The organism is Tropicibacter sp. Alg240-R139 (assembly GCF_900537075.1).
Classification (GTDB): Bacteria; Pseudomonadota; Alphaproteobacteria; order Rhodobacterales; family Rhodobacteraceae; genus Falsiruegeria.
In genome coordinates, this window is the sequence record NZ_UNRA01000002.1 from 661,984 (window position 1) to 683,686 (window position 21,703).

The window sequence follows — 21,703 nt, forward strand, 5'->3', positions numbered from 1 at the left end:
CACCGCTAGCGGCTTTGGGCCGGGCGCCGGGCAAAGCCCGGCGCCCGGCCCAATGGGAGGAGATGTTTCGTTAGAAACATTGACGACGGGAGGGAGTGCTTGGAGGCTGAACCTTGTCTGGCCAATGTCGGCTCCGTGCCTGGAAACAAATGGACGCAACCGATCGGATGTTGAGCTTTGGCAAGGTCACACACTAAGCTGTCAGCATGTGCGGACGATTTGCCATCACCCTGCCCAACGATGCCATGGCGCAGCTGTTTGCGGCGCAACCTTCCAACGCGTTGCCTGCGGTTCCAGGTTTCAATGTTTGCCCGACCAACCAAGTTCACGTTGTGCGCACAAGCGAGACCGGCAGGAAATTGTTACCCATGCGATGGGGGTTTCTGCCGCAGTGGTACAAGGCCGAAAACGGCGGCCCGCTGTTGATCAACGCGCGCGCCGAAACCTTGGCCGAGAAACCGGCTTTCCGCGCCGCCTGTCGTGAACGGCGCTGCCTTCTGGTCGCCACTGGTTTCTATGAATGGACCAAATCGGCGCAAGACACGCGGTTGCCTTGGTACATCCATCGCCGTGATAGCGCGCCCATTGCCTTTGCCGGCGTCTGGCAGGATTGGGGCACGGCCGAATCGCGGCAAGCCACATGTGCCATCGTCACGACGCAGGCCAATGCTCACATGTCCAAGATTCATCACCGTATGCCCCTGATTCTGGAACCTGACGACTGGGCCTTGTGGCTGGGGGAGCGGGGCAAAGGCGCAGCGCGCTTGATGAAGCCTGGTGCCGAAAATGTGCTGGACTATTTTCGGGTCGATCCAGCAGTAAACTCGAACCGGGCCCACGGTCCTGAACTGATTGAACCTTTTGAGGACGACCAAAGTGCGCCTCAAGAGGGCTGAACGACTCTGACCTTGTCACGCCACCTGACATGTCGGCGTCCGTGGTCTTATTGAGCACGTGATGAGTTGTTTTTGCTCTGTGTTGGTCGACCTCGGCGGCATTTCGGGATGAAGCGTCTCGACATAGGGGGCGCTGTATCCAGAAGCTCTGGTCCCGCAGCAGAGAGATGCAAGCATTTGGCCCTAGGGCCACGTTTTGATAGCGCGCGCAGAAAAATAAGCGCACACCGGGCTTATCGATAATTTTGCCCAAGGTTGCCCGGTCATGGTCTACCAACTCGGCGAGCGATACTTGGTCTAAGGCCAGGGCTGGTTCCGATGGCCGCAAGCGCGATAAGCTGTCCTGGGGTCATTTAGAGCCCGATTTGCGCCATTCGACCCGCAAACAACGGATCCGAGATCTGATTGGGTCGTCGGATCGTGTTGCTGTGCAAGGAAAACTTGTTATCCGCTCGCTCTCTACTCAGTTCGTCTGTTGCGCAACGTCGATGAAATTAGTCAAAAGTCACGACATACAATCAGCAGTGAAAGCCCTCTAACACCAACAGTCAGGGTTTTCCTTGGCTACATGCCAGGTTAGATGCAGGGCATGGCCATATCCTTTGCTTCACTGCCAGATCTTTATGTTCACGGGTTTGACACCGTGATCGATGTTCGCAGCCCTGCTGAACATGCCGAGGATCATTTGCCCGGTGCCGTCAATCTGCCGGTTCTGGACGATGAAGAGCGCGCACGGGTCGGTACCATTTATGTACAGGAAAGCCCGTTTCTAGCTCGAAAGCTGGGTGCGGCGCTGGTGTTTCGCAATGCGGCTAACGCCATCGAACAGAGGCTCAGCCATCACGAGGGCAGTTGGCGGCCCTTGATCTATTGCTGGCGCGGTGGCCAGCGGTCTGGCTCATTTACCTGGATGCTGCAGCAAATCGGGTGGCGGGCCGATGTAGTCGAAGGGGGATATCGCACCTATCGGCGATTGGTGAAGCGGTATCTGTATGATGACCCACTGCCGCATCGGATGGTAGCGCTGGATGGGTTCACCGGTACGGCCAAGACCGACCTCCTCAAGGTGTTAAAGTCACGCGGCGTTCAGGTGTTGGACTTGGAAGATCTGGCTAACCACCGCGGTTCCCTGTTGGGGGCGATGCCGGGCGGGCAACCCAGCCAGAAAGGGTTTGAATCCGTGCTGGCGGGTGCGCTGTGTGCACTGGACCCGGCGTATCCCGTGGTTGTCGAGGCGGAAAGCAGCAAGATCGGAGAACGCATCTTGCCGCCGTCGCTGTGGGTTGCTCTGAAAGCGGCGCCGAGGATCGAAGTGCAGGCGACGATTGAGGCGCGCACAGATTATCTGGTGCAAGCCTATGACGACATCCTGTCAGATGCCGTGGTGTTGCGCGAACGGCTGGAGTATCTGCGGCAGCGCCGTGGGCACGAAGTTGTTGATGGTTGGTTTGAGTTGATCAATGCAGGGAACAAAGCGGGCGTAACGCGGGCGTTGATGGAACAGCATTATGACCCTTCGTACCTGAAATCGCGTAAAGCGCACGTCATGCAGGTGATCGGACAGGTTCAGGTCGACCAATTGGATGGATCGGGGTTAGAAGCGGCTGCGGTGCGGGTTGAGAAGATGCTGCAGCGGTTGCACTTGCCTTGATGTTCTGCGTGGCTTGCATGCGCGAAGAGCTCCCGCCCGTCGTCGATGCCCCTTGCGGGACACCTCCTCCCGTTGGGCCGGGCGCCGCGCTACGCGCGGCGCGTCATCGCAGAACGCTGGCAGTGTGAAAAAAGGCGAGAGGGTGCAACCCCAGGAACGCCCATGTTCTCCAAGGTCAACTGACTGGTGATATGGAAAAAAGCTTGTTTGGTTTCGGCGTGGTACGGCTTAGTTTTCAGATTTTGACGCTCAATGCGGAGCCGTTGGTCAGGACACCAATTTGTGCGGCTGGATACCCGGCAGCCTGCAGCGCATTGAGCAGGTCCTCTGCCGCATCATTTGGAACTGCGGCTAGCAAACCTCCGGCGGTTTGAGGATCAAAAAGCAGATCGGCCTTACCACCCGCAGGCAGCTCAGCTGCCAGGCTGCGGTTTTCGGGAAAGAGCGTGGAACGTGTGCCTTGGGCTGCCAAGGCTTCGGCTCCGGGCAGTGCAGGGATAGCAGCCAAATCCAGCTCTGCGCCGCATCCAGACGCCTCAACCATGCCCTGTAGGTGCCCCGCTAAGCCAAACCCGGTCACATCTGTCATCGCATGCGCCTCGGCCAGAACACGTGACGCTTTACCCTGGGGCCGCGTCATGTGACCCAGCGCCGTTGCCACCCAATCGCCGCGTGCCTGGCCTGCCATTTCGGCGGCCATAATCACGCCGCTACCAATCGGTTTAGTGAGGATCAGTACGTCGCCCGGTTTGCCGCCACTTAATGTGATCGGAGGGTGCGCGCAGAGTCCCGTCAAGGTGAAACCGATAGTCAGTTCATCCCCGACCGATGTATGCCCGCCAACGATTTCGGCACCAGCGTCTCCGATCGCTTGGTTGGCCGTATCCATAATTTCGTTCAATGTGCGTTGCTGCAGATCGGGGGCAAGGCGTGGCAGGATCAGCGTCACCGTTGCTGCCTGTGGTTCGGCCCCCATGGCCCAGATGTCGCCCAAGGCGTGCACTGCGGCGATGCGGGTCATCACAACCGGATCGTCGGTCAGGCTGCGCAGGTGGTCCGAGGTCATGACCTGTTGCACGCCGCCTGTCCGCAACAAGGCCGCATCATCGCCGGGCAGGGCGGTGACATCCCCGCGACGCGAGACCATCGGCGTCAACGCCTGCCGCAACGTGCTGCGCCCGACTTTCGCTCCGCAGCCACCACACATGGGCTTGTCTCCCAGCGCCTCATCCATCCCCGCCGTGTGTTCTGTCGGTAGCTTGGCGGCTGGCATCACAGGCAGATCGCGGAACCGGTTCATAAAGGTCTGGTCGATGTGGTCTTTCCATCGCCACATCAGCCCACCTTGAAAAGCCGTGCCCAAACGGTCGGCCAGAGCGGATTTTCCACCCAACGAGATCAGTTTGAGGTAGTCGCGCTGTGGTTTGTAAGTCTTGATCCGACCGACGCCGACAGCCGCACGGAGGTTGGCGAACAGGATCGGCGCCTCGCGAACAGCGAAGACACCGGCCTTGGGGCGGGGGGCATGGCTGAGATGCGCGCAGTCGCCTGCCGCAAATACCGAAGGGTCGCTGGAACGGAGGTGGTCGTCGACAGTGATGAAGCCGTCGTGCAGGCTCAGGCCGCTTTTGGTCATCCAGTCATACGGGCGCGCACCTGCGGCCCCGGTGATGAAGTCGGCCTTGATCTCTTGCCCGGAACTTAGGATCAGCCTGCTGCGTTCGAGCCGCGCCACGCCCGTATTCTCGATCAGGGTGATGCCCAGTTCGGTCATGGATTGACGGATCAGCCGCGCCGCTCGCAGGCCAGTAGCGTTCAACGCCTTGGCTTGGTCGACAAGCGTAATTTCGGCTGGACGTCCCCGCGATTTTAGTGCGTGAGCCATGGCCATGACCAATTCTGCCCCGGCCACTCCGCCACCAATGACGACCACACGGGCTGGGCCAGTCCCTGCCACGTAAGTCGCCCATCTTTCAGCAAAGGGGCCAAGGGGTTTGGCTGGCACTGCGTGATCCGAAAAACCAGGCACCGCTGGCATATCCGATGTGATGCCCACGTTGACCGAAGCCACATCATAAGCAATGGGCGGACGCCCGTCGACTGCCACGGTCTTTGCAGCGGCATCCATCCCGGTCACGGCGCCCAGAACCAGGCGTGCGCCTGCAAAGCGCGCCAGCCGCACCAAATCAATATCCAGATTGTCCCGCTTGTAGTGCCCCGCAACAAACCCCGGTAACATGCCGGAATAGGGTGCCGTCGGACCGGGGTTAATCAGGGTCAGGCGCGCGCCCGGCAAGCGCGACATGCCCCATTTACGCAGCACCAACGCGTGGCTGTGCCCCCCTCCGATCAGCACCAGGTCGCGGGTCAAGGGCAGGGGCGGGTTGTGCATCTGTCAGCCTTCGCGTCAGGCGGTGGAATCCTTGTCGCCCTCGGTCTTTTCGACCACAGGCACATCATGAGTGGCCCATATGCCGTCTTGTTCAGCTCCGGGCAAGGTCTCGGGTGTTTCGCTCATGTGGATGTGAGCCTTGGCGATGAAATGTGCCGTCACCGGGGCCGTAAGGAACAGGAAGAGCGTGATCAGCAACTCGTGCAACGACAAATGATGCTCGATGGCGATGGAATGAAAGATTGATGCCAGAAGAACGCCGCCAACGCCAAGCGTTGTCGCCTTGGTCGGCGCATGCAAGCGCGACATGGCGTCCCTGAGTTTGAGCAGCCCAAAAGAGCCGACAAAGCCAAAGATGCCTGAGACGATCAGGAAAAAGGCGATGAGTGCTTCGAATGCGGTTTCCATGTGCCCCTCCTTATTCGATGATGTTGCCGCGCAACAAAAAGCGCGCGTAAGCCACGGTAGAAACAAAACCCAGCATGGCGATGATCATGGCAGCCTCGAAAAACACTTCGGTCCCCAAAGATAGGCCATAGAGGATCATCAGGGCGATGGCGTTGATCACCATCGTGTCCAGCGCCAGAACCTTGTCACCGACGCCTTTGGCGGTTGCGATCTTGTAGAGGTTCATCAGCAGCGCGGCGCCGAAACAGGAAAAGGTGAAGTAGATTGCATAGGTGATCATTCGAAAATCTCCTTCAGTCGGCGTTCGTATCGTTGTTTGATCTCGTCTCGCACGGCGTCTGGATCAGAGGCGTCAAGACAGTGAACCAGCAGGTTGTGCCCCTCAGCCGACAGATCGGCGGTGACTGTGCCGGGTGTCATGGTGATGGTACCCGCCAGCACGGTAATCGCCTCGGGCGTGCGCAAATCCAACGGTACGCAGACCCAGGCGGGTTGGCGATCTTGATCCCGTTTGAAAAGGATGATGCGGGCCACGACAATGTTGGCCACGACGATATCATAGAGCACCACCAAGATGTATTCGATCACCATAAGCCAGTTGCGTAGCTTGGGTTGGTCCGGCCAATAAGGCTGTGTGACAAAAGGGATGACAACCCCCAGAAACAGGCCGAAGATAAGCGAGTTGAGGGACAGTGAATTGGCCAACAACATCCAAACCAGCGTTAGCAGCAGAGTCATATGCGGGTGGGGAAAGATTCGGCGAAGCAGTTTCATTTCTGTCCCCCATGCAAAACGGCGTCGATGTAGATCGAAGGTTCATATAGCTGAGCCGCTGTCTCTGCCGAAAACTCTAGCACAGGGCCTGCGAAAACAGTGAGTAGAACCAACAAGGCTACCAACCCAAAAACAGCCGTGAATGCCACGCCCGGGTTTGGTTCCGGGGCAGGTTCCTTTGCGTGCTCGTCTTCGGTTCCTTCGACTTCGACCTCGGGTTCGGGCGTGTCGATGAAGTCGGGATCGTGGCTACGCCAGAAAATGATAGAACCTGAACGGGCGAACCCAACAATGGTGATAAACGAACTGATCAGGATCACGGCCCAGATCATCCCGAAATCGGTGCTTTGACGCGCCGCATCCATGACCAGCAGCTTGCCGACAAACCCTGACAGCGGCGGCATTCCGGCCATGGCAATGCCCCCCACAAAGAACAACCCGGCAATCAGACCGGCCTGCGGCATCGGGCTGTGCGAGCGGATTCGGATGCCACGCCGCTCGCGTACCTGATCCGCCACCAGGAACAGCAGCGCCGTCGCAATGGTCGAGTGGATCATGTAATAGATCGCTGCCTCGGTACCGGTCGGGGTGAAAAGCGCGATGGAAATCAGCAGTGTTCCCATGGAAGCAATGGCGCCAAAAGCGATCATCCGGTTGATGATCTTGGTGCCCAGAATGCCGATAGATCCCACCGCCAGCGTCAGCATCGCGGCCGGTAGCAGCCAATCACCAACCAAACCAGCGGTTGCTTCAACGTCGGGACCGAAGACCAGCGTGTAGATGCGCAGGATCGAATAGGCGCCAACCTTGGTCATGATCGCAAACAACGCCGAGACCGGAAGGGGTGCGTTGGCGTAGCTTGTGGGCAGCCAGAAATGCAGCGGCAGGACAGCGGCCTTGACGCAGAACACCAGCAACAGAAGCACGGCGCCGACCCGGAGAAGGGCAGTGTCATCCGGCGACATCTCGGCCACACGCACGGCCAGATCGGCCATATTCAGTGTACCAGTCACCGCATAAAGCGTGCCAAGGGCAAACAGGAACAAGGTCGATCCCAGCAGGTTATAGACCACGTATTGCACGCCCGCCCGCAGGCGACGCGGGCCTCCGCCGTGGATCATCAGGCCGTAGGACGCGATCAGCAGAACCTCGAAGAACACAAATAGGTTAAAGGCATCACCAGTTAGGAAGGCGCCACAAACACCCATCAACTGAAACTGAAGCAGCGCGTGGAAATGGCGTCCCCGGTTGTCCCAGCCCGAGCCAATGGAATAGAGCACCACCGCCATCGCCAGCATCGCCGTCAGCAGTACCATCAGGGCAGACAGTCGATCCAGCACCATGACAATGCCAAAAGGCGCGGGCCAATCACCCAACTCATAGACGTAAACTTGCCCATTCAACGTCATGCCGAGCAGCGCAAGGGCGATACCCAGCAAAGCCACAGTGCCCGCAACCGAAAAGATCCGCTGCAAGCTCAGGTGGTGACGCAGGACCATGATGATAAACGGTGCCAGAACCGCTGGCAGCACGATCGGGGCGACAATCAGGTGGTTCATACGTCGTCCCCCGTATTCTCGGACATGTCGATGCGGTCATCCTGCGATGACAAATAGGCACTGAGCGCAATCATCACGACAACGGCTGTCATCCCGAACGAGATCACGATGGCCGTCAGAACCAAAGCCTGCGGCAGCGGATCGGAATAGGGCACGTCGGCGTATTTGTTCAACACTGGTGGTGCGTTCAGCGCCAGCCGTCCGGTCGCGAACAGAAAGACGTTCACCGCATAAGACAGCAGCGAAATGCCAACGATCACCGGGAAAGTGCGCCGTCGCAGTATCAAATACACGCCAGCAGCGGTCAGCATGCCTACGGCGGTGGCCAGAAGGATTTCCATCTCAGACCTCCTTCTTTTCGTCGATTTCGTCGTCGTCGCGCGCGGGGTTGATGTCCATCGCGTGTTCTGATGCAATCCCGGGCTGCCAGGCAAAGCGCGACAGGCTTTCCAAGGCCAGCATCACCGCGCCCACAACGGCCAGGAACACGCCCAGGTCAAAGCCCATGGCTGTGGCCCATTCGAACTCTTCCAATGGTGGCCAGTGGATGTAGCCGAATGCGCTGGTCAGGAAGGGTTTGCCGTTCAGCCAGGCTCCCATTCCGGTGATGGCTGCGATCAACACGCCCGAGCCGATTATGCCGTGATAGAATACTTTCTGCCGCTCGGCCGCCCAACTGAACCCGCTGGCCATGTACTGCATGATAAAGGCAATCGCCGCGATCAGGCCGGCGATAAAGCCGCCTCCGGGCAGGTTGTGTCCGCGGAAGAAGATATAGGCCGCAACCATCAGCGCAATTGGCATCATCACGCGTGTGACCACCACCATCATCAGCGGATGCGCGTCGCCCGATTGCGGCATGTCCGGTTTGCGGTTGAGCAGATGTGCCCGCACACGGGTGCCGAGCACGGCCTCGGTCAGGGCATAGATCACCAGTGCCGCGATCCCCAAAACGATGATTTCACCAAATGTATCAAAGCCCCGGAAGTCCACCAGGATCACGTTGACAACATTGGTGCCGCCGCCACCTTTGTACGAATTTGCCAGGTGGAACTCGGAAATCGACGGAAAGGCAAAGTCACGCATCATCAGCGCGTAGATCAGCCCGCCGACACCCAAACCGGAAATGCCTGCGATAATGACATCGCGGAACCGTCGTTCGTTCGTCGTCTCCCAAGGAGTTTCCTTGGGCATAAAGTTCAGCGCCAGCAACAGCAAGATGATCGTCACCACCTCGACCGAGATCTGGGTCAGCGCCAGGTCTGGCGCGGACAGGTAGTTGAACCCGATTGAAATGATCAGACCCACGACACCCACCAAGACCAGCGAGACAAAGCGGTTGTGGTGGAACACCACCAGACAGATCGTGGCACCCATCAGACAGATCCAGCCGATGATTGGCATGATCCCGGGTTCGATCCCGATGCGTGTCGGGACAGAATCCGTGCCCGTGTAATAGGCATAGCCCGCCAGCGAGACGACAAAGACGACAAAGATCGCCGAATACCGCGCCATTGACCGATTGTGCAGCCCTTCGGTGATTTTGCGGCTCAGCGCTGTCATGCCCCCGATGATGGCGTCAAAAATGACTTTTGCCTCGGGTCTGGGGATGGCGTTCCAGATCTGCTCAAACCGACCGTGCACCGACAGCAGGACGATGGCCCCAACGGTCGCCACGATGGACATATAGAGCGCTGGAGTGAACCCGTGCCAGATCTTGAGCGAATAATATGGCAGCTCTCCACCACCGATGACAGCCCCGGATGCAACCGCAACCAACGGACCAACGATGGCCTTTGAGAACAGGCCAATCAGAATGACTAGCGTCACCAGAATGGCTGGCGCCAGCCACATTCCAACACCTGGATCATGCGGTTTGGCCGGATAATCGTCGCGCTTGGGCCCAAGGAACACATGAGCGATGAAGCGGAAGGAATAGGTCGCCGAAAACAGCGCAGCGATCAGGACAACGCCGGGCACCAGGTAGGGCGAGTTGAGCCATGTGGTATGTACGGCTTCTTCCAGCATCATCTCTTTCGACAAGAAGCCGTTTAGCGGTGGAATACCCGCCATCGACAGTGCCGCCACAGTGGCGATGACGAAGGTTACCGGCATCAGGTGGCGCAACCCACCCAAGCGTTTGATATCCCGCGTGTGTGTTTCGTGATCGATGATGCCGGCAGACATAAAGAGCGCGGCCTTGAACGTGGCATGGTTGATGATGTGGAATACAGCAACCACCGCTGCGATCTTGGTGCCAAAACCCAAGAGCATGGTAATCAGGCCCAGGTGAGAGACCGTCGAAAAGGCCAACAGCGCCTTGAGGTCATCCTTAAAGAGCGCAATCACTGCACCGAGGACCATGGTGATAAGACCAGTTGTGGCGACAATATAGAACCACGCATCAGTGCCCGCCAAGACCGGCCACATCCGAGCCATCAGGAACAGACCGGCCTTAACCATCGTGGCCGAGTGTAGATAAGCTGAAACCGGCGTAGGTGCGGCCATCGCGTGGGGCAGCCAGAAGTGGAACGGGAACTGCGCCGACTTGGTGAATGCGCCGAGCAGGATCAAGATCAGTGCAGGCATGTAGTAGGGCGAAGCCTGAATCAATTCCTTGTTTTGCAGGATCACGGTCAGATCATAGCTGCTCACGACGTTGCCCAAAATCAGCATCCCCGCAATCATCGCTAGCCCACCCGAGCCGGTGACCGCCAGCGCCATCCGTGCGCCCTGGCGCCCGGCGGGCAGATGTTTCCAATATCCGATCAGCAGGAAAGAGCTTAGTGAGGTGAGTTCCCAGAAAATAAGCAAAAGTAGTATGTTGTCGGAAAGAACGATCCCCACCATCGCGCCCTGGAAGAGCAGCAGATAAGTGTAGAACTGCCCCATCGGGTCCTCGCGCGACAGGTAGAACCGGGCATAGAGAATGATCAGCAGACCAATCCCCAGGATCAGCCCTGCAAATAGGAACCCCAATCCATCCAGATAAAAGTTGGCGTTCAGCCCCAATCCGGGCAACCAGTCAAAGCGCGCTGTGACGACCTCGCCGCGAAAAACGGCAGGGGCGTTCACCAGCAATCCCAGAAGCGCCAGAAACGTTGTGGCCCCGGCAGACGCGGATGAGGCATTGCGCCCAGCGCGGATTAGCAGGGCGGGAAACACTGCCCCGAGGAAAGGCAAGGCTGCTATCAGGAATAGGGACACAAGCAATCCTCCGCTATTTGCCGGGTTGAGACGTAAACCTGTATTTTGAGTAAGGATATTTCGCGGCCTGTCCAGACCTTGAAATATTTGGTTTTTTGGTCCGACACCGATTCTGGGTGAATTTAGGGGGTTCTGACGGGAACTTGAGTGGATTTTCCGCCGGTTCACGTCCTAGATAAGTCCAGATGACCCGATCGCCCTAGAAAGAGGCTCAAGCGCGCTATCATGACGCGGCAACCAAATTTCTCAACCCGTCGGCTGATGCTTTTGGGGGGCATGGCAACCTTGGCTGCGGGCGGTGTGTACTGGTGGCGTGCGACGCCTCCCCACTATGGCGGTGCCAAACTGACGGTGGTGCAAGCACATGAAGCAGCGGCCAATGGTGATGTTGTGTTGGTGGACATTCGGACACCGCGTGAGTGGTTGGATACTGGCGTAGCGACTGGAGCCTATCCGATCGACATGCGTCGTGATGATTTCCTGACCATCTTGTCTCAAGTGGCTGGAACCGACAAATCCCGTCCTATCGCGGTGATTTGCGCCCGTGGCGTGCGTTCAGCCCGCCTGAGCCGGGCTCTGACCGAAGCGGGTTACTCCAATATTGTCGACGTGCCCGAGGGGATGTTGGGCTCGGCCGCGGGGCCGGGATGGCTTAAATCAGGCCTGCCTGTCACACAAATTGAAGGAGGGTCGGGATGATCCGGCGCTTTTTGTTCGGCCTCGGCCTGATCGTTGCAGGGCAGGGCGCGCAAGCGGCTTGTGGCGGTGCCGAAAATGCCTGCAAGATTGATGGCGGGAGCTATCACATCGAAGTGCCACGTGCGGACAATCCGCCACTGGTGGTGTTTTTGCACGGTTATGGTGGTAATGGCGCGGCCACGATGCGCAACCGGTCAATGGTGGATGGTCTGTTGGCGCGCGGCTATGCGGTTATGGCCCCCAACGGCTCGCAACGGATCGGGTCGAACAGGGGGCTGAGCTGGAATTTTTATCCCGGCTGGGAAGGGCGAGATGAGATCGCATTTTTACAAACTGCGGTATCGGACGCAGCAGATCGTTTTGGTGCGGATCGAGGCCGGGTGATACTGGGCGGGTTTTCCGCTGGTGGGTTCATGGTGAATTACCTGGCCTGCGCCGCGCCAAACACGTTCTCGGCCTATGTGCCGGTGTCCGGTGGATTTTGGCGCCCACATCCGACCGAATGCAAGGGCCCGGTCCGGATGCTCCATACCCACGGGTGGTCTGACAACGTGGTTCCGCTTGAAGGGCGCATGTTTGGCGGCGGGCGTTTTGTACAGGGCGATATATTTGCGGGGCTCGAGATTTGGCGCGAGGCCAATGGCTGCGTCGATCACAAACCCGCGGGCTTCGATGGCGATGGCGAATTCATGCACCGCCGATGGAACTGCGGGCCAGACAGCGCGCTGGAGTTTGTGCTGTTCCCGGGCGGACACCAGGTGCCTAAACGATGGGTCGATTTGATCGTGGATTGGTACGAGGGGTTGCCGAGCAGCTAAGGCAGACCCTGTTCTTGTTCGAGGAGCTCCCGCGCCCGAGCAGACCTGACTTCGTCAGCCCTGCTAACGGTCTTGGGCGTAGTGCCGCGCTGGGCGCGGCGCGGTCCATCCCATGTGGCGCAGTTGCGCGAAAAACGTCAGCGTGTCGATATCGGGGGGCCGCAATGTTCCATAGGGCGCAAGCAAGCGCCAACCGCCGAGCGCAGCGAGGCCCGGCCCAACTGGAGGCGATGCCCCATTAGGGGCATCAACGACGGGCGGGAGCACTCCGGGTATGGAGAGCCGGTGCCAATCTGGGCACGATCACTCGGCGGGAGTAACAGAGGATTTGCCGTCCAGCAGGGATTTCAGTTCTGTCCGGTAATGCCGCGCCGCCTGTGCAATCGCGGGTTCACGGTAATCCTCGCGCAGGCCCAGCAAATTGCGAGCGGTCTTGGCCGTTACGCCGCTTAATGCCGAAAGGGGGATCGCCAAAGCAAGGCTCAGCGCGATGGGTGCGAGCCAAATCGACACCAACCCCGAGATAATCCCAGCCGTTAGCACCAGACCACTGACCGTTTCCAGGGCGTGACACTTGCCCAACGTTCTGAGACCATAGGTGCCACCGTCGCGTGCCTGGGGCGACCAACCCTTTTGCAATCCCAGCATCGTGCGGAACACCGCGATCATCTGTTGCACCATCAGAATTGGCGCATAGATCACCGACAGGATCACCTCGGACAGGAACGATAGCGTGAACCGCCATCCACCGCCGAACTCGGAGTAGCGCGCACCAGTCAGCGGCAGTGCTGCAGCGCCCATCAGTTTAGGCACCAGCAACATGGCATACATGAGCACGATGATCAGCACATGATGCCCCTCGGTCATCTCGGGCCACTGGGGAAACAATGGATTGTCGGGGCGGAAATAATGCAGAACGCTCGCATCCTCTCCTCGACCGATCAGCGCCCACATCACCAAAAGCGCAAACCAGATCGGTGACATCAGATATCCGATCGCACCGTGGAACAGGTGAAAGCGCGAAATCGACCGGAACCCGCGCGCGTTCAGAAGGTTCAAGTGTTGTAGGTTACCCTGACACCAGCGCCGGTCGCGCAATACATGGTCGATCAATGTAGGCGGTGTTTCTTCATACGAGCCGCGAATGCGGGGCAGGAAACGCACCGACCACCCGGCGCGGCGCAGCAGCCCGGCCTCGACAAAGTCGTGGCTCATGATCAGCTGTTTCTTGCCGCGCAGATTGCGCAGACGTGGAAGACCCGCGCAATTGGCAAAAGCAGCGGTGCGGATGATCGCGTTGTGGCCCCAATAGTTGCCTTCCTGCCCACACCAGCGTGCGACGCCCTCGGCAAGCGCGGCCCCGTAAACGCCATTGGCAAACTGCTGCATTCGGGCAAAGACGGATTGTGCTCCGGTGAGCTGCGGAAAGCTCTGGATTAGGCCGGCGCCGGGATCGCGGGCCAGTGCGTTTGTCAGCCTGGCAATGGCGCGCCCCGTCATCAAGCTGTCCGCATCCAGCACCAGCATCGCCTGATAAGCCCCACCCCAACGGCTGACCCAATCGGCGACATTGCCCACTTTGCGGTCGGTGTTCTGCGGGCGGCGGCGATAGTAAAGCTCTGTTCCCGGCATCAACGAAGCACGCAGGGCCTCGACGCTTGCCTGTTCCTGTGCGGCAATGGCATCGTCGCGCGTGTCAGACAGGATGAACATTGCATAGCGGTGCACCCCGCCGCGCGCGCGCAACTCCTCCAGCATCGAGCGGGCGTTGCCCAGCACAAACCAGGGCACCTCGTTATACACCGGCATCACCAGCGCAACATTCAGCGATTCAGGCTTTGAGGGGCGGGCGCTCGGCGCTTGGCGAGACAACGATACCAACCCGATCGAAACGGTGGAAACGGTGAAAGCGATCCAGAAGAAATTGAACGAAATCAGCGCCAGCAACGTACCCTCGATCACGCTGATCCCTTCATCCGAGAACCAGTCCTGCATGAGCCATAGCAGCCCAAGAGTGGCCACAAGAGCTGGAGCAAATGCCAGGAAACGCCATCCTCCAACACCGACGGCCTGGCGAGTTTCGGGGGCGTCGGCGTCGCGAAATGCCGCACCAAAATCCTGCTCAGGCATGGCCAGCGGCGCCTCGGGCGGCACAATATGTAGATCGTGATTCAAGCGGTCCACCGATAAAGCCAGACCTCGGAAGCCGCCGCACCGTCCTTGCGCAACTGGGCGCGCAGTTCGACGTGATCGCGCTCGCCGGGATCAAACGAAAACGCCAGTCTTGCACCGCCGGTGTCTGGGTTGCGTTGCAGCACGCCCTTGGAGGTCTCGACGTGGCCCGATTGAGTAAAGATGTCGATGGCGTCCAGATCATCAAACAGCTCTGACGCTTCAAAATCAATCACGGCCACCCGTCCATCGGCAAAGTGGCGTTTGCCCATGGCTGTGTTGATGACTGCGGGCAGAGGGGTGCGATAAGGATGCTCGCCCCAGATCAGCCGATAAGCGATGTCGATCTGCTGACCTGTCACGTAAGGCTCGGCCGGACGCCAATAGGCAACGATGTTGTCATAGATTTCCTGATCGGCCGGGATTTCGACCAGACGCACCGTGCCTTTCCCCCAATCGCCCTTGGGCTCGACCCACAGGCCCGGACGGCGGTGATAATGCGCCTCAAGATCGGCAAAATTCGCGAAAGCGCGGGACCGCTGCATCAGGCCAAAACCGCGCGGGTTTGTGTCGACAAACGACGACACTTGCAAATGCTTGGGGTTGGCAAGGGGTCGCCACAGAACCTCCCCGGCACCGTTGTGGATCATCAGCCCGTCGCTGTCGTGCACGGCGGGGCGAAAGTCGTCGAACCGAGTGGGGTTGGTCTCGTCAAACAGGAACATCGACGTCAGCGGGCCAAGGCCCACATGATCCATCTCTTCGCGGGCAAACAGCGTCGCCTCGACCTCCATCACGCAATCTTCGCCGGGTGTTATGTCGAACCGATAAGCCCCAGTGACACTGGGGCTGTCCAACAGGGCATGAACGACCATGTTGCGCTGACCCATTTTGGGACGCTCCAGCCAGAAGCGGACGAAATCGGGGAATTCCTCACCTTCTGAATCACCGGTTTTAAGTGCCAGACCGCGGGCCGAGAGGCCATAAGCCTCGCCCAGACCGATAGCCCGGAAATAGCTGGCACCCTGGAACACGCAGAACTCATCGGTTTTGCCCGGACGGTGCAGCTCGGTGCGCAGGCGCAGGCCGGAAAAGCCGAGTGTGTCAGCGTCCACGGGAAGCTCAGGCACCTTGCCGGATTTCTTGAACATGTCCAGGTCAAAGGGCACCGGGGTCGACAGGCCATTCTCGACCGAGAAGACCTTGACCGCCTGGGGAAAGTACAGACCGGGCGTGAAGAAATCGACGTTATAGGGCGTGTCGGTCCCGTACCACAGCGCTTTGTCCAGCCGGAAACGGATTTCACGGTACTGCTCATAGCTCAGGTTTTGCCAAGCCTCGGGCACCTTTTCGCGCGGCGCATACGGACGGCTGGCCAGATCTCGGGCCTCGGCCACCACGGCTTCGCGGTCAAAGGGCACGCCTGCACCCGTGGCTCCCACGGCAGGGGCCAGAGCAAGCGCTGAGGCAGAGGCGAGGAAGTGACGACGGGTGAGCTTCATTTTTTGGCCTTCCATGGGTGCGATTTGAACCAGCCCGCCAGATAGGCAACGCCGATGATCATGGCAAAGCCAAGTAGGTTGGCAAAGAGAACGGGGAAGAATTCGCGCCCGGTTTGATCCAGCAAGACACCCAGAATGCGCGCCGCCGCCATCGAGAAGACAAAGACCGCGAGCGATTGCTGGCCGACCTTGGTGATCAGGGTCAGGACCACTTGCCAGGCCTGTGCTAGTGCTCCTGTACCAGTGGCGATCAGGCGCGCGCCCTTGTCGCCCGCGACGACCCAGCCCAGATAGGCCAGCGCCAAAAAGTGCATGTAACGAAACAGGCCAAACTCGGTCTTATCGCGGAATTCCTTTGTCAGGGGCCAGACTTTGCGGATCTGATCGGCGATGTCGCTGTTCCAGGCGTCGACCCACAGAAAAACTTTCCACGAGCCGAAAGGTGCGGACAGCACCAAGAACAGGGCGCAGACCCAGATCAGTGTCTTGGACACAGGCGGGGCAGGAATCCAACCGCGCATGAATGCGAAACCGGTAAAGAACAAGAGTTGCCAGCCGAAGGGGTTAAAAAACCATTCGCGTGCAGACCAGGGCTCGGCCGGAAGCGCCAGTACGCCGGTTTGCGCCACAGTCCACAGCGCGACCGAGGTCAAGGCCGCGGCCCAGAATCCCAGCTTCTGTTGCAAGCCCACAAAGACGGGCATCAGCGCCAGTACAACCAGATACATCGGCAGGATGTCAAAGTAGTTGGGCACATAAGTCAGCGTGAAGATGCCCACCATCTGCGCCGCGGGATCTTTGAAGAAATGCTGTAAGTTCAGCGAGTTGATGTATGATTTCTCAAAAATCCCCGACTGATCCAGCGCCGCCATCGACATCGCGACAAAGAAGAACAGCCCGATATGCGCCCAATAGACCTGCCAGATGCGGAACGCTACACGGGCAGTGCCCATCCACCAACCCTTGCGCACGAAGGCTCCGCCAAAGGCGATGGCCGAAGCCATGCCCGAGCAGAACACAAAAATTTCGGTCGCGTCTGAAAAACCGAAGCGTGCCGGAATCCAGCGCGCCCAAGGGTCACCTGGGATATGCGCGATGAGGATGATGAACATCGCAATGCCGCGATAGAAATCCAGTCGTGGATCGCGCACGCGCACGGCGGGGGCTGCCGCAGACGCGGCAACAGGGGCAAAATCAGTTGAGGGCGAAACGGTCGCCATATCGGGTACTGTCCTATTCCTTGATTATTCTGCGGGGACGCTTTGCGCATTCTCGCTGCCGCGTCCAGCCGCAATCAGCTCGCGACGGGCCAGAGCGTAGTTGTCTTCGCCTCCGGCTCGCTGTGCCGTGCGGTCATCCAGAATGCTTTCGACAGCATCCAGACGCCCGGCGCGCAGACCTGCATCTATGGTCAGGCGTTCAAACACGTCACGTTGGGCATGGCTGCCGCCTGCCAATTGCATTGAGCCGCGTGCATTGGCGAGGTGATCAAAGGCCAATCCGTATTCGCCATCACCAAAGGCATGCAAGCCAAGCGCTGCGTCCATGCCCGGTTGCGCCATGCGCCGGGTGGTGTCGCATTTGTTTTCCTTGGCGTCCCGAGCGATCCGACTCAACATCGCGGTGGCCGCGTCCTCGCGTTTGTCGCCGGTCAGGGCCAACATGTAGTGCAGATCAGCAAAGATCAGACAGCCGTCTTCGGTGCGCGCGGCGCTGAAATCTGCCAACTCCTCCCACCGGTTGCCGACGTTGATGCCCTCAAGCTCCAGTCGTGACAGCAGCGAGGTGGCATTCGATATGTCGCGGTAATCGTCGGTCTTGTCGGCGCGGATTTCAGCGTCATACAGCGCCATCACCTCATCAATCTGGCCCAGGTCCAGATGCATCAATGCTTTGTGCCACCAGACGTGGTACCGAAAGTTGTTGCAGTGGGTAAAGGCGTTCTCGCGCCCCGCCAACCATTCCAGACCCTGTGCCGCGTTGCCTGTCATGTCGTGGACATGGGCCACAGCATGCAGGCCCCAGGCATCGTCGGACACCATCCAAAGCGCCTGGCGACCTGCTATCTCGGCCTTTTCATAGGCGCCGGTTTCTTCCAGTGCAAAGGCATGGCAGCCCAGCAAATAGCCACGGCCCGCGTGATCGGGGGCATAGGCAGGCATGACGCGCTCGATCGAACGACGCATCCCTTCTGCGTCGCCCAGCACGAATCGGGCCGCATGGCTGAGTTTCATGGCCAGTGAATCTTCAGGGTGAGAGCGCAGCACCTCTTCGAACTTTTGAACTGCGCCGGTCGGGCTGCCAGCCAGCCAGACTTGCAATGCTTCGACAAACAACTGCTCGCGCGCCGTTACTGGGCGGGCGTGCATCGCGGCCTGGGCGTCCTTCAGGGCTTGTTCGGCCACCGAATACAACTCGCGCCGACCCAACAAGATGGTGAAGATCCCCTTGACCGCGTGACCCAGGGCAAAGTCAGGCTCGGCGCCCAACACAGCGGCCAGATGTTGCGGCGTAACGGCGGCATGCGCCATGAACCCCAGCAAAACGCCATTCCAGGCCTCGACGCTGTCGTCCCGGGTCAGGCTGTTCATCTGTCCGAAAATGTCTTGTTTCATGCCAAGGTCCAATCCTTTGTGAGTGCTGGCTTCTTATGCCTTAGCAAACTGTATGGGAGGCCAGTAACAGTATCGACGCCGCTCGCGAATTGGTGAAAACCCGTGTGCACAAAAACTGGGAATTCTCGCCGATTCAGGCAGTTGTTTCAGCGAAAGCCCGCGCAAACCGAAAATGTGTTTCAGTCTTCATAGGGGGATTTGCTGGAAAGAACTGTTTCGGTATCGGCCCCGAAGGTGGGCGGAGCATGGCGATATGTTACAGGTGTGAGGCTAAAGTTTAGCGGATTGCCGATCAGATGTACCGGGCCGGGTGCGGCCTGCATGTCGATTTGCATTTCACGCGCGGCCACTTGGTCGCTGTCAAACACCTGATCCAGTGTCTGTACAGGGCCTACTGGCACCTTGAGCGCCTCGAGACCGCGAATCACTGTTTTGGTGTCGTGGTTTAGCAGGGTCGGACGCAAAATGGCGTTGAGTGCATCGCGATGTTCCAGACGCGCGGGGTTGGTGGCAAAACGGGCGTCAACGGGCAACTCTCCCAATCCAAAAAACCCGCAGAAACGCGTGAACTGGCTGTCGTTGCCTACAGCCAAGATCACATGACCATCCGAAGCTTCGTAAACGTCATATGGCACGATATTGGGGTGCCCATTGCCACGTCGCTGGGGCACCTGACCGCTGTGCAAATAGTTCACACCTTCGTTGATCAGCCAGGACACCTGTGCATCTACCAGAGCGATGTCTATCTGTTGGCCTTCTCCGGTGCGTTCGGCATGGCGCAGGGCGGCCAAAATGCCAACAGTGGCGTACATTCCGCACATCACATCGGCGATTCCTACGCCGACCTTCATGGGCGCGCCGCTGGGGTCGCCAGTTAGTGACATGATCCCACCATAGCCTTGTGCCATCAGGTCATATCCCGGTTTGCTGGCGTTTGGTCCGGTCTGCCCGTAGCCCGAGATCGAGCAATAGACGAGACCGGGCAAGTCTTTGGAGAGGCTCGCATAATCTAATCCGTACTTGGCCAGCCCGCCGGGCTTGAAGTTTTCGATCAGTATGTCAGCTTCGGCTGCAAGACGACGAATGATGTCCTGGCCGCGGGGCATGGTGATGTCCACCGCAACCGACTTTTTGTTGCGGTTGGCGGACATGTAGTAGGCGCTCAGGTCGCTGGGGTTGCCATTGGCGTCGGCCACGTAAGGAGGACCCCATTGCCGGGTATCATCGCCCCCGGTGACAGGGTTCTCGATCTTCAGGACGCATGCGCCCATATCGCCCAGCAGCTGCGTACAGGTGGGACCGGCCAGAATGCGGCTGAGGTCCAGAACCTTGACACCGGCAAGTGCGCCCTCAGATACGGCCATCGTATCCCTCCCGCTCAATTTCGGCTGCGATCACGGTGAAGGTGTCGGCCTGCATCGCCTGTTCCAGAGCAGCACGCAGTTCAGCCCGATTGCGGACGGTGTGACCTGCGCCCCCGAACGCGCGCCCCATGGCGGCGAAGTCGTGGTGACGGAAATCGACACCCCGGTTGGTCATCTGCCGCTGCCGCTGTTTCAACTCGATCAACGCGAGGCTTGCATCGACAAAGACAACAAAGATTGCGTTGGTTTCCAGCTCAGCTGCGGTTGCCAACTCTCCGGCGACCATCAACAGGCCTGCGTCGCCTGAGAAACTGACGACGGGTCGATCAGGTTGCGAAAGCTTGCGCCCGATAGCCATCGGAACGGCGCAACCCATGGTGCAAAGCGCCGAACTTTGAATCAGACCGCGTGGCTCTGTGCAGTCCCACATCTGGCTCAGCAGGATGCGATGCGCGCCGCTGTCGGCAGTGGCCAATGTCTCGGGCGGCATGACAGCGCGGGTCTCGGCGATCACACCGGCAGGCCCCCAGTCGTCATCATGCGGGAAGGCATCTGCCAACGCAGCTTTGGTCGCTTGCGGCTCGTCACTAGACCAGACCACGCGGGCAGCATTGCCTTTGGCCAGCACCTCGAGCGTTTCACCCACATGGGCGACGAAGTTCAGGCTGGCCTGGTGCATGTAGTGATCGTTGGGCACTGTGGCGATGTCGATTACGCGCGTCTGGCCCGGATCCCAAACCTCGCGCCAGCCCGGACGCATTTCGATAGGGTCATAGCCTAGGCACAGAATCAGATCAGCCTGATCAACCAACGGCAACAGGTGCTTGTCCGCCAGTGGCGACAGGCCCGCACCACCCAGGCACAAAGGGTGATCTTCGGGCAAGATACCCTTGGCCTTGTAGGTGGTCACAAACGGGATCTGGTAGTGCTCCAGGAACGCCCGCAGCACACAGGCAGAGGTTTCGGCCAGCAGGTCCAGCCCCACGATGGCAATTGGCCGCGTACTTTGCGCAAGCCATTCCCGCGCCTGCGCCAGTTTCGCGCCTTGGGGCACGACCGGGGCAGCCGGGACCAAACGGCGCAGGGGCCCGTCAGTTATGCGGGTATCTGCGACGGAAATCGGAACGTCGATGTGAACTGGGCCAGGACGGGGCCGCATCGCCAGCGACACGGCTTTGTCCGCGACAATGTCGGCACCCTTAGCCGTCAAACGAAAGCTGCCCTTGGTGATGGGGCGAAACACTTCCTGATGGTCCATCACCTGATGGGTGTAGGTCAGTGCCTCATCCTCATCTACGCAGCCTGACAGCACGATCATCGGCACCCGGTCCTGCAGCGCGTTGGCCACCACGTTGATCCCGTTCATTACCCCTGGCCCAAGTGTTCCGACCAAAATGGCAGGAGCACCGTCGCTGTGGTGGACACCCTCGGCCATGAAGCCGGCAGCGTTTTCGTGCTTGGCCAGATGAAAGGCGACCCCCGTGTGTTCCAGTGCATCCACCAGCGTCAGAACCTCACCCCCCGGCATTCCAAACGCGTGGCGGCATCCGGCTTCGTAGAGGCGACGCGCGAGCAGATCGGCGGCACGAGGGGATGGGTCAGACATGAAGGTCACTCCGAAATGTTTCAGGGTGCGAGATTGCGGA

17 protein-coding genes are annotated in these 21,703 nt (G+C 59.3%); 4 read left to right on the top strand and 13 right to left on the bottom strand.

Annotated features, from left to right (window positions below; all coding sequences use genetic code 11):
- Positions 1-206 precede the first annotated feature (206 nt).
- Together G6R15_RS10795 and mnmH are read left to right on the top strand one after the other, a co-directional pair.
- Positions 207-896: an SOS response-associated peptidase gene (locus G6R15_RS10795; protein WP_164659858.1), complete on the top strand. Its 690-nt coding sequence runs from the start codon at positions 207-209 to the stop codon at positions 894-896.
- A 589-nt stretch (positions 897-1,485) separates the two neighbouring features.
- Positions 1,486-2,547, top strand: a complete 1,062-nt coding sequence (mnmH, locus tag G6R15_RS10800) for a tRNA 2-selenouridine(34) synthase MnmH (protein ID WP_164659859.1) — start codon at positions 1,486-1,488, stop codon at positions 2,545-2,547.
- A gap of 235 nt (positions 2,548-2,782) precedes the next feature.
- Here the strand turns inward: mnmH and selD are convergent, their stop codons facing one another.
- Genes selD through G6R15_RS10835 form a run of 7 tightly spaced genes read right to left on the bottom strand, consistent with a single transcriptional unit; the run spans position 2,783 to position 10,887 of the window.
- Positions 2,783-4,939, bottom strand: coding sequence for a selenide, water dikinase SelD (selD, locus tag G6R15_RS10805; RefSeq protein ID WP_164659860.1), 2,157 nt, complete (start codon positions 4,937-4,939; stop codon positions 2,783-2,785).
- Between the two features lie 15 nt (positions 4,940-4,954).
- Positions 4,955-5,347 (bottom strand): Na+/H+ antiporter subunit G, encoded by a 393-nt coding sequence (locus tag G6R15_RS10810; RefSeq protein WP_164659861.1) that lies wholly within the window; start codon positions 5,345-5,347, stop codon positions 4,955-4,957.
- A 10-nt stretch (positions 5,348-5,357) separates the two neighbouring features.
- Positions 5,358-5,627 carry a K+/H+ antiporter subunit F gene (locus tag G6R15_RS10815; RefSeq protein WP_164659862.1) on the bottom strand — a complete coding sequence of 90 codons (270 nt, stop codon included), beginning with the start codon at positions 5,625-5,627 and terminating at the stop codon, positions 5,358-5,360.
- Entirely contained in the window at positions 5,624-6,121 is a 498-nt protein-coding gene (locus G6R15_RS10820) for a Na+/H+ antiporter subunit E (protein ID WP_164659863.1), read from the bottom strand. Before G6R15_RS10820 ends, G6R15_RS10815 begins: the two co-directional genes overlap by 4 nt.
- A complete protein-coding gene (locus G6R15_RS10825) occupies positions 6,118-7,680 on the bottom strand; it encodes a monovalent cation/H+ antiporter subunit D (protein WP_164659864.1) in 1,563 nt (520 codons plus the stop codon). The genes G6R15_RS10820 and G6R15_RS10825 overlap by 4 nt, the downstream gene beginning before the upstream one ends.
- Entirely contained in the window at positions 7,677-8,021 is a 345-nt protein-coding gene (locus G6R15_RS10830; protein WP_164659865.1) for a Na+/H+ antiporter subunit C, read from the bottom strand. Before G6R15_RS10830 ends, G6R15_RS10825 begins: the two co-directional genes overlap by 4 nt.
- Position 8,022: 1 nt before the next feature.
- The gene (locus G6R15_RS10835; protein ID WP_164659866.1) at positions 8,023-10,887 is read right to left on the bottom strand and encodes a monovalent cation/H+ antiporter subunit A; all 2,865 of its coding nucleotides are present in this window, start codon (positions 10,885-10,887) and stop codon (positions 8,023-8,025) included.
- 225 nt (positions 10,888-11,112) lie between these two features.
- Between G6R15_RS10835 and G6R15_RS10840 the strand changes: the two genes are divergently transcribed.
- A complete protein-coding gene (locus G6R15_RS10840) occupies positions 11,113-11,586 on the top strand; it encodes a rhodanese-like domain-containing protein (RefSeq protein ID WP_164659867.1) in 474 nt (157 codons plus the stop codon).
- Positions 11,583-12,404, top strand: coding sequence for a PHB depolymerase family esterase (locus G6R15_RS10845; protein ID WP_164659868.1), 822 nt, complete (start codon positions 11,583-11,585; stop codon positions 12,402-12,404). The genes G6R15_RS10840 and G6R15_RS10845 overlap by 4 nt, the downstream gene beginning before the upstream one ends.
- A gap of 303 nt (positions 12,405-12,707) precedes the next feature.
- Here the strand turns inward: G6R15_RS10845 and mdoH are convergent, their stop codons facing one another.
- The 6 genes from mdoH to G6R15_RS10875 all read right to left on the bottom strand — a co-directional run bounded on the left by mdoH (position 12,708) and on the right by G6R15_RS10875 (position 21,663).
- A complete protein-coding gene (mdoH, locus tag G6R15_RS10850; protein ID WP_164659869.1) occupies positions 12,708-14,579 on the bottom strand; it encodes a glucans biosynthesis glucosyltransferase MdoH in 1,872 nt (623 codons plus the stop codon).
- Complete coding sequence (locus G6R15_RS10855; protein ID WP_164659870.1) at positions 14,576-16,078, bottom strand: glucan biosynthesis protein; 1,503 nt, start codon at positions 16,076-16,078, stop codon at positions 14,576-14,578. Before G6R15_RS10855 ends, mdoH begins: the two co-directional genes overlap by 4 nt.
- Entirely contained in the window at positions 16,075-17,298 is a 1,224-nt protein-coding gene (locus G6R15_RS10860; protein WP_164659871.1) for an OpgC family protein, read from the bottom strand. The genes G6R15_RS10855 and G6R15_RS10860 overlap by 4 nt, the downstream gene beginning before the upstream one ends.
- A 24-nt stretch (positions 17,299-17,322) precedes the next feature.
- Complete coding sequence (locus tag G6R15_RS10865) at positions 17,323-18,693, bottom strand: tetratricopeptide repeat protein (protein WP_164659872.1); 1,371 nt, start codon at positions 18,691-18,693, stop codon at positions 17,323-17,325.
- A 179-nt stretch (positions 18,694-18,872) separates the two neighbouring features.
- Positions 18,873-20,057 carry a CaiB/BaiF CoA-transferase family protein gene (locus tag G6R15_RS10870; protein WP_164659873.1) on the bottom strand — a complete coding sequence of 395 codons (1,185 nt, stop codon included), beginning with the start codon at positions 20,055-20,057 and terminating at the stop codon, positions 18,873-18,875.
- Complete coding sequence (locus G6R15_RS10875) at positions 20,044-21,663, bottom strand: thiamine pyrophosphate-binding protein (RefSeq protein ID WP_164659874.1); 1,620 nt, start codon at positions 21,661-21,663, stop codon at positions 20,044-20,046. Before G6R15_RS10875 ends, G6R15_RS10870 begins: the two co-directional genes overlap by 14 nt.
- Positions 21,664-21,703 lie beyond the last annotated feature (40 nt).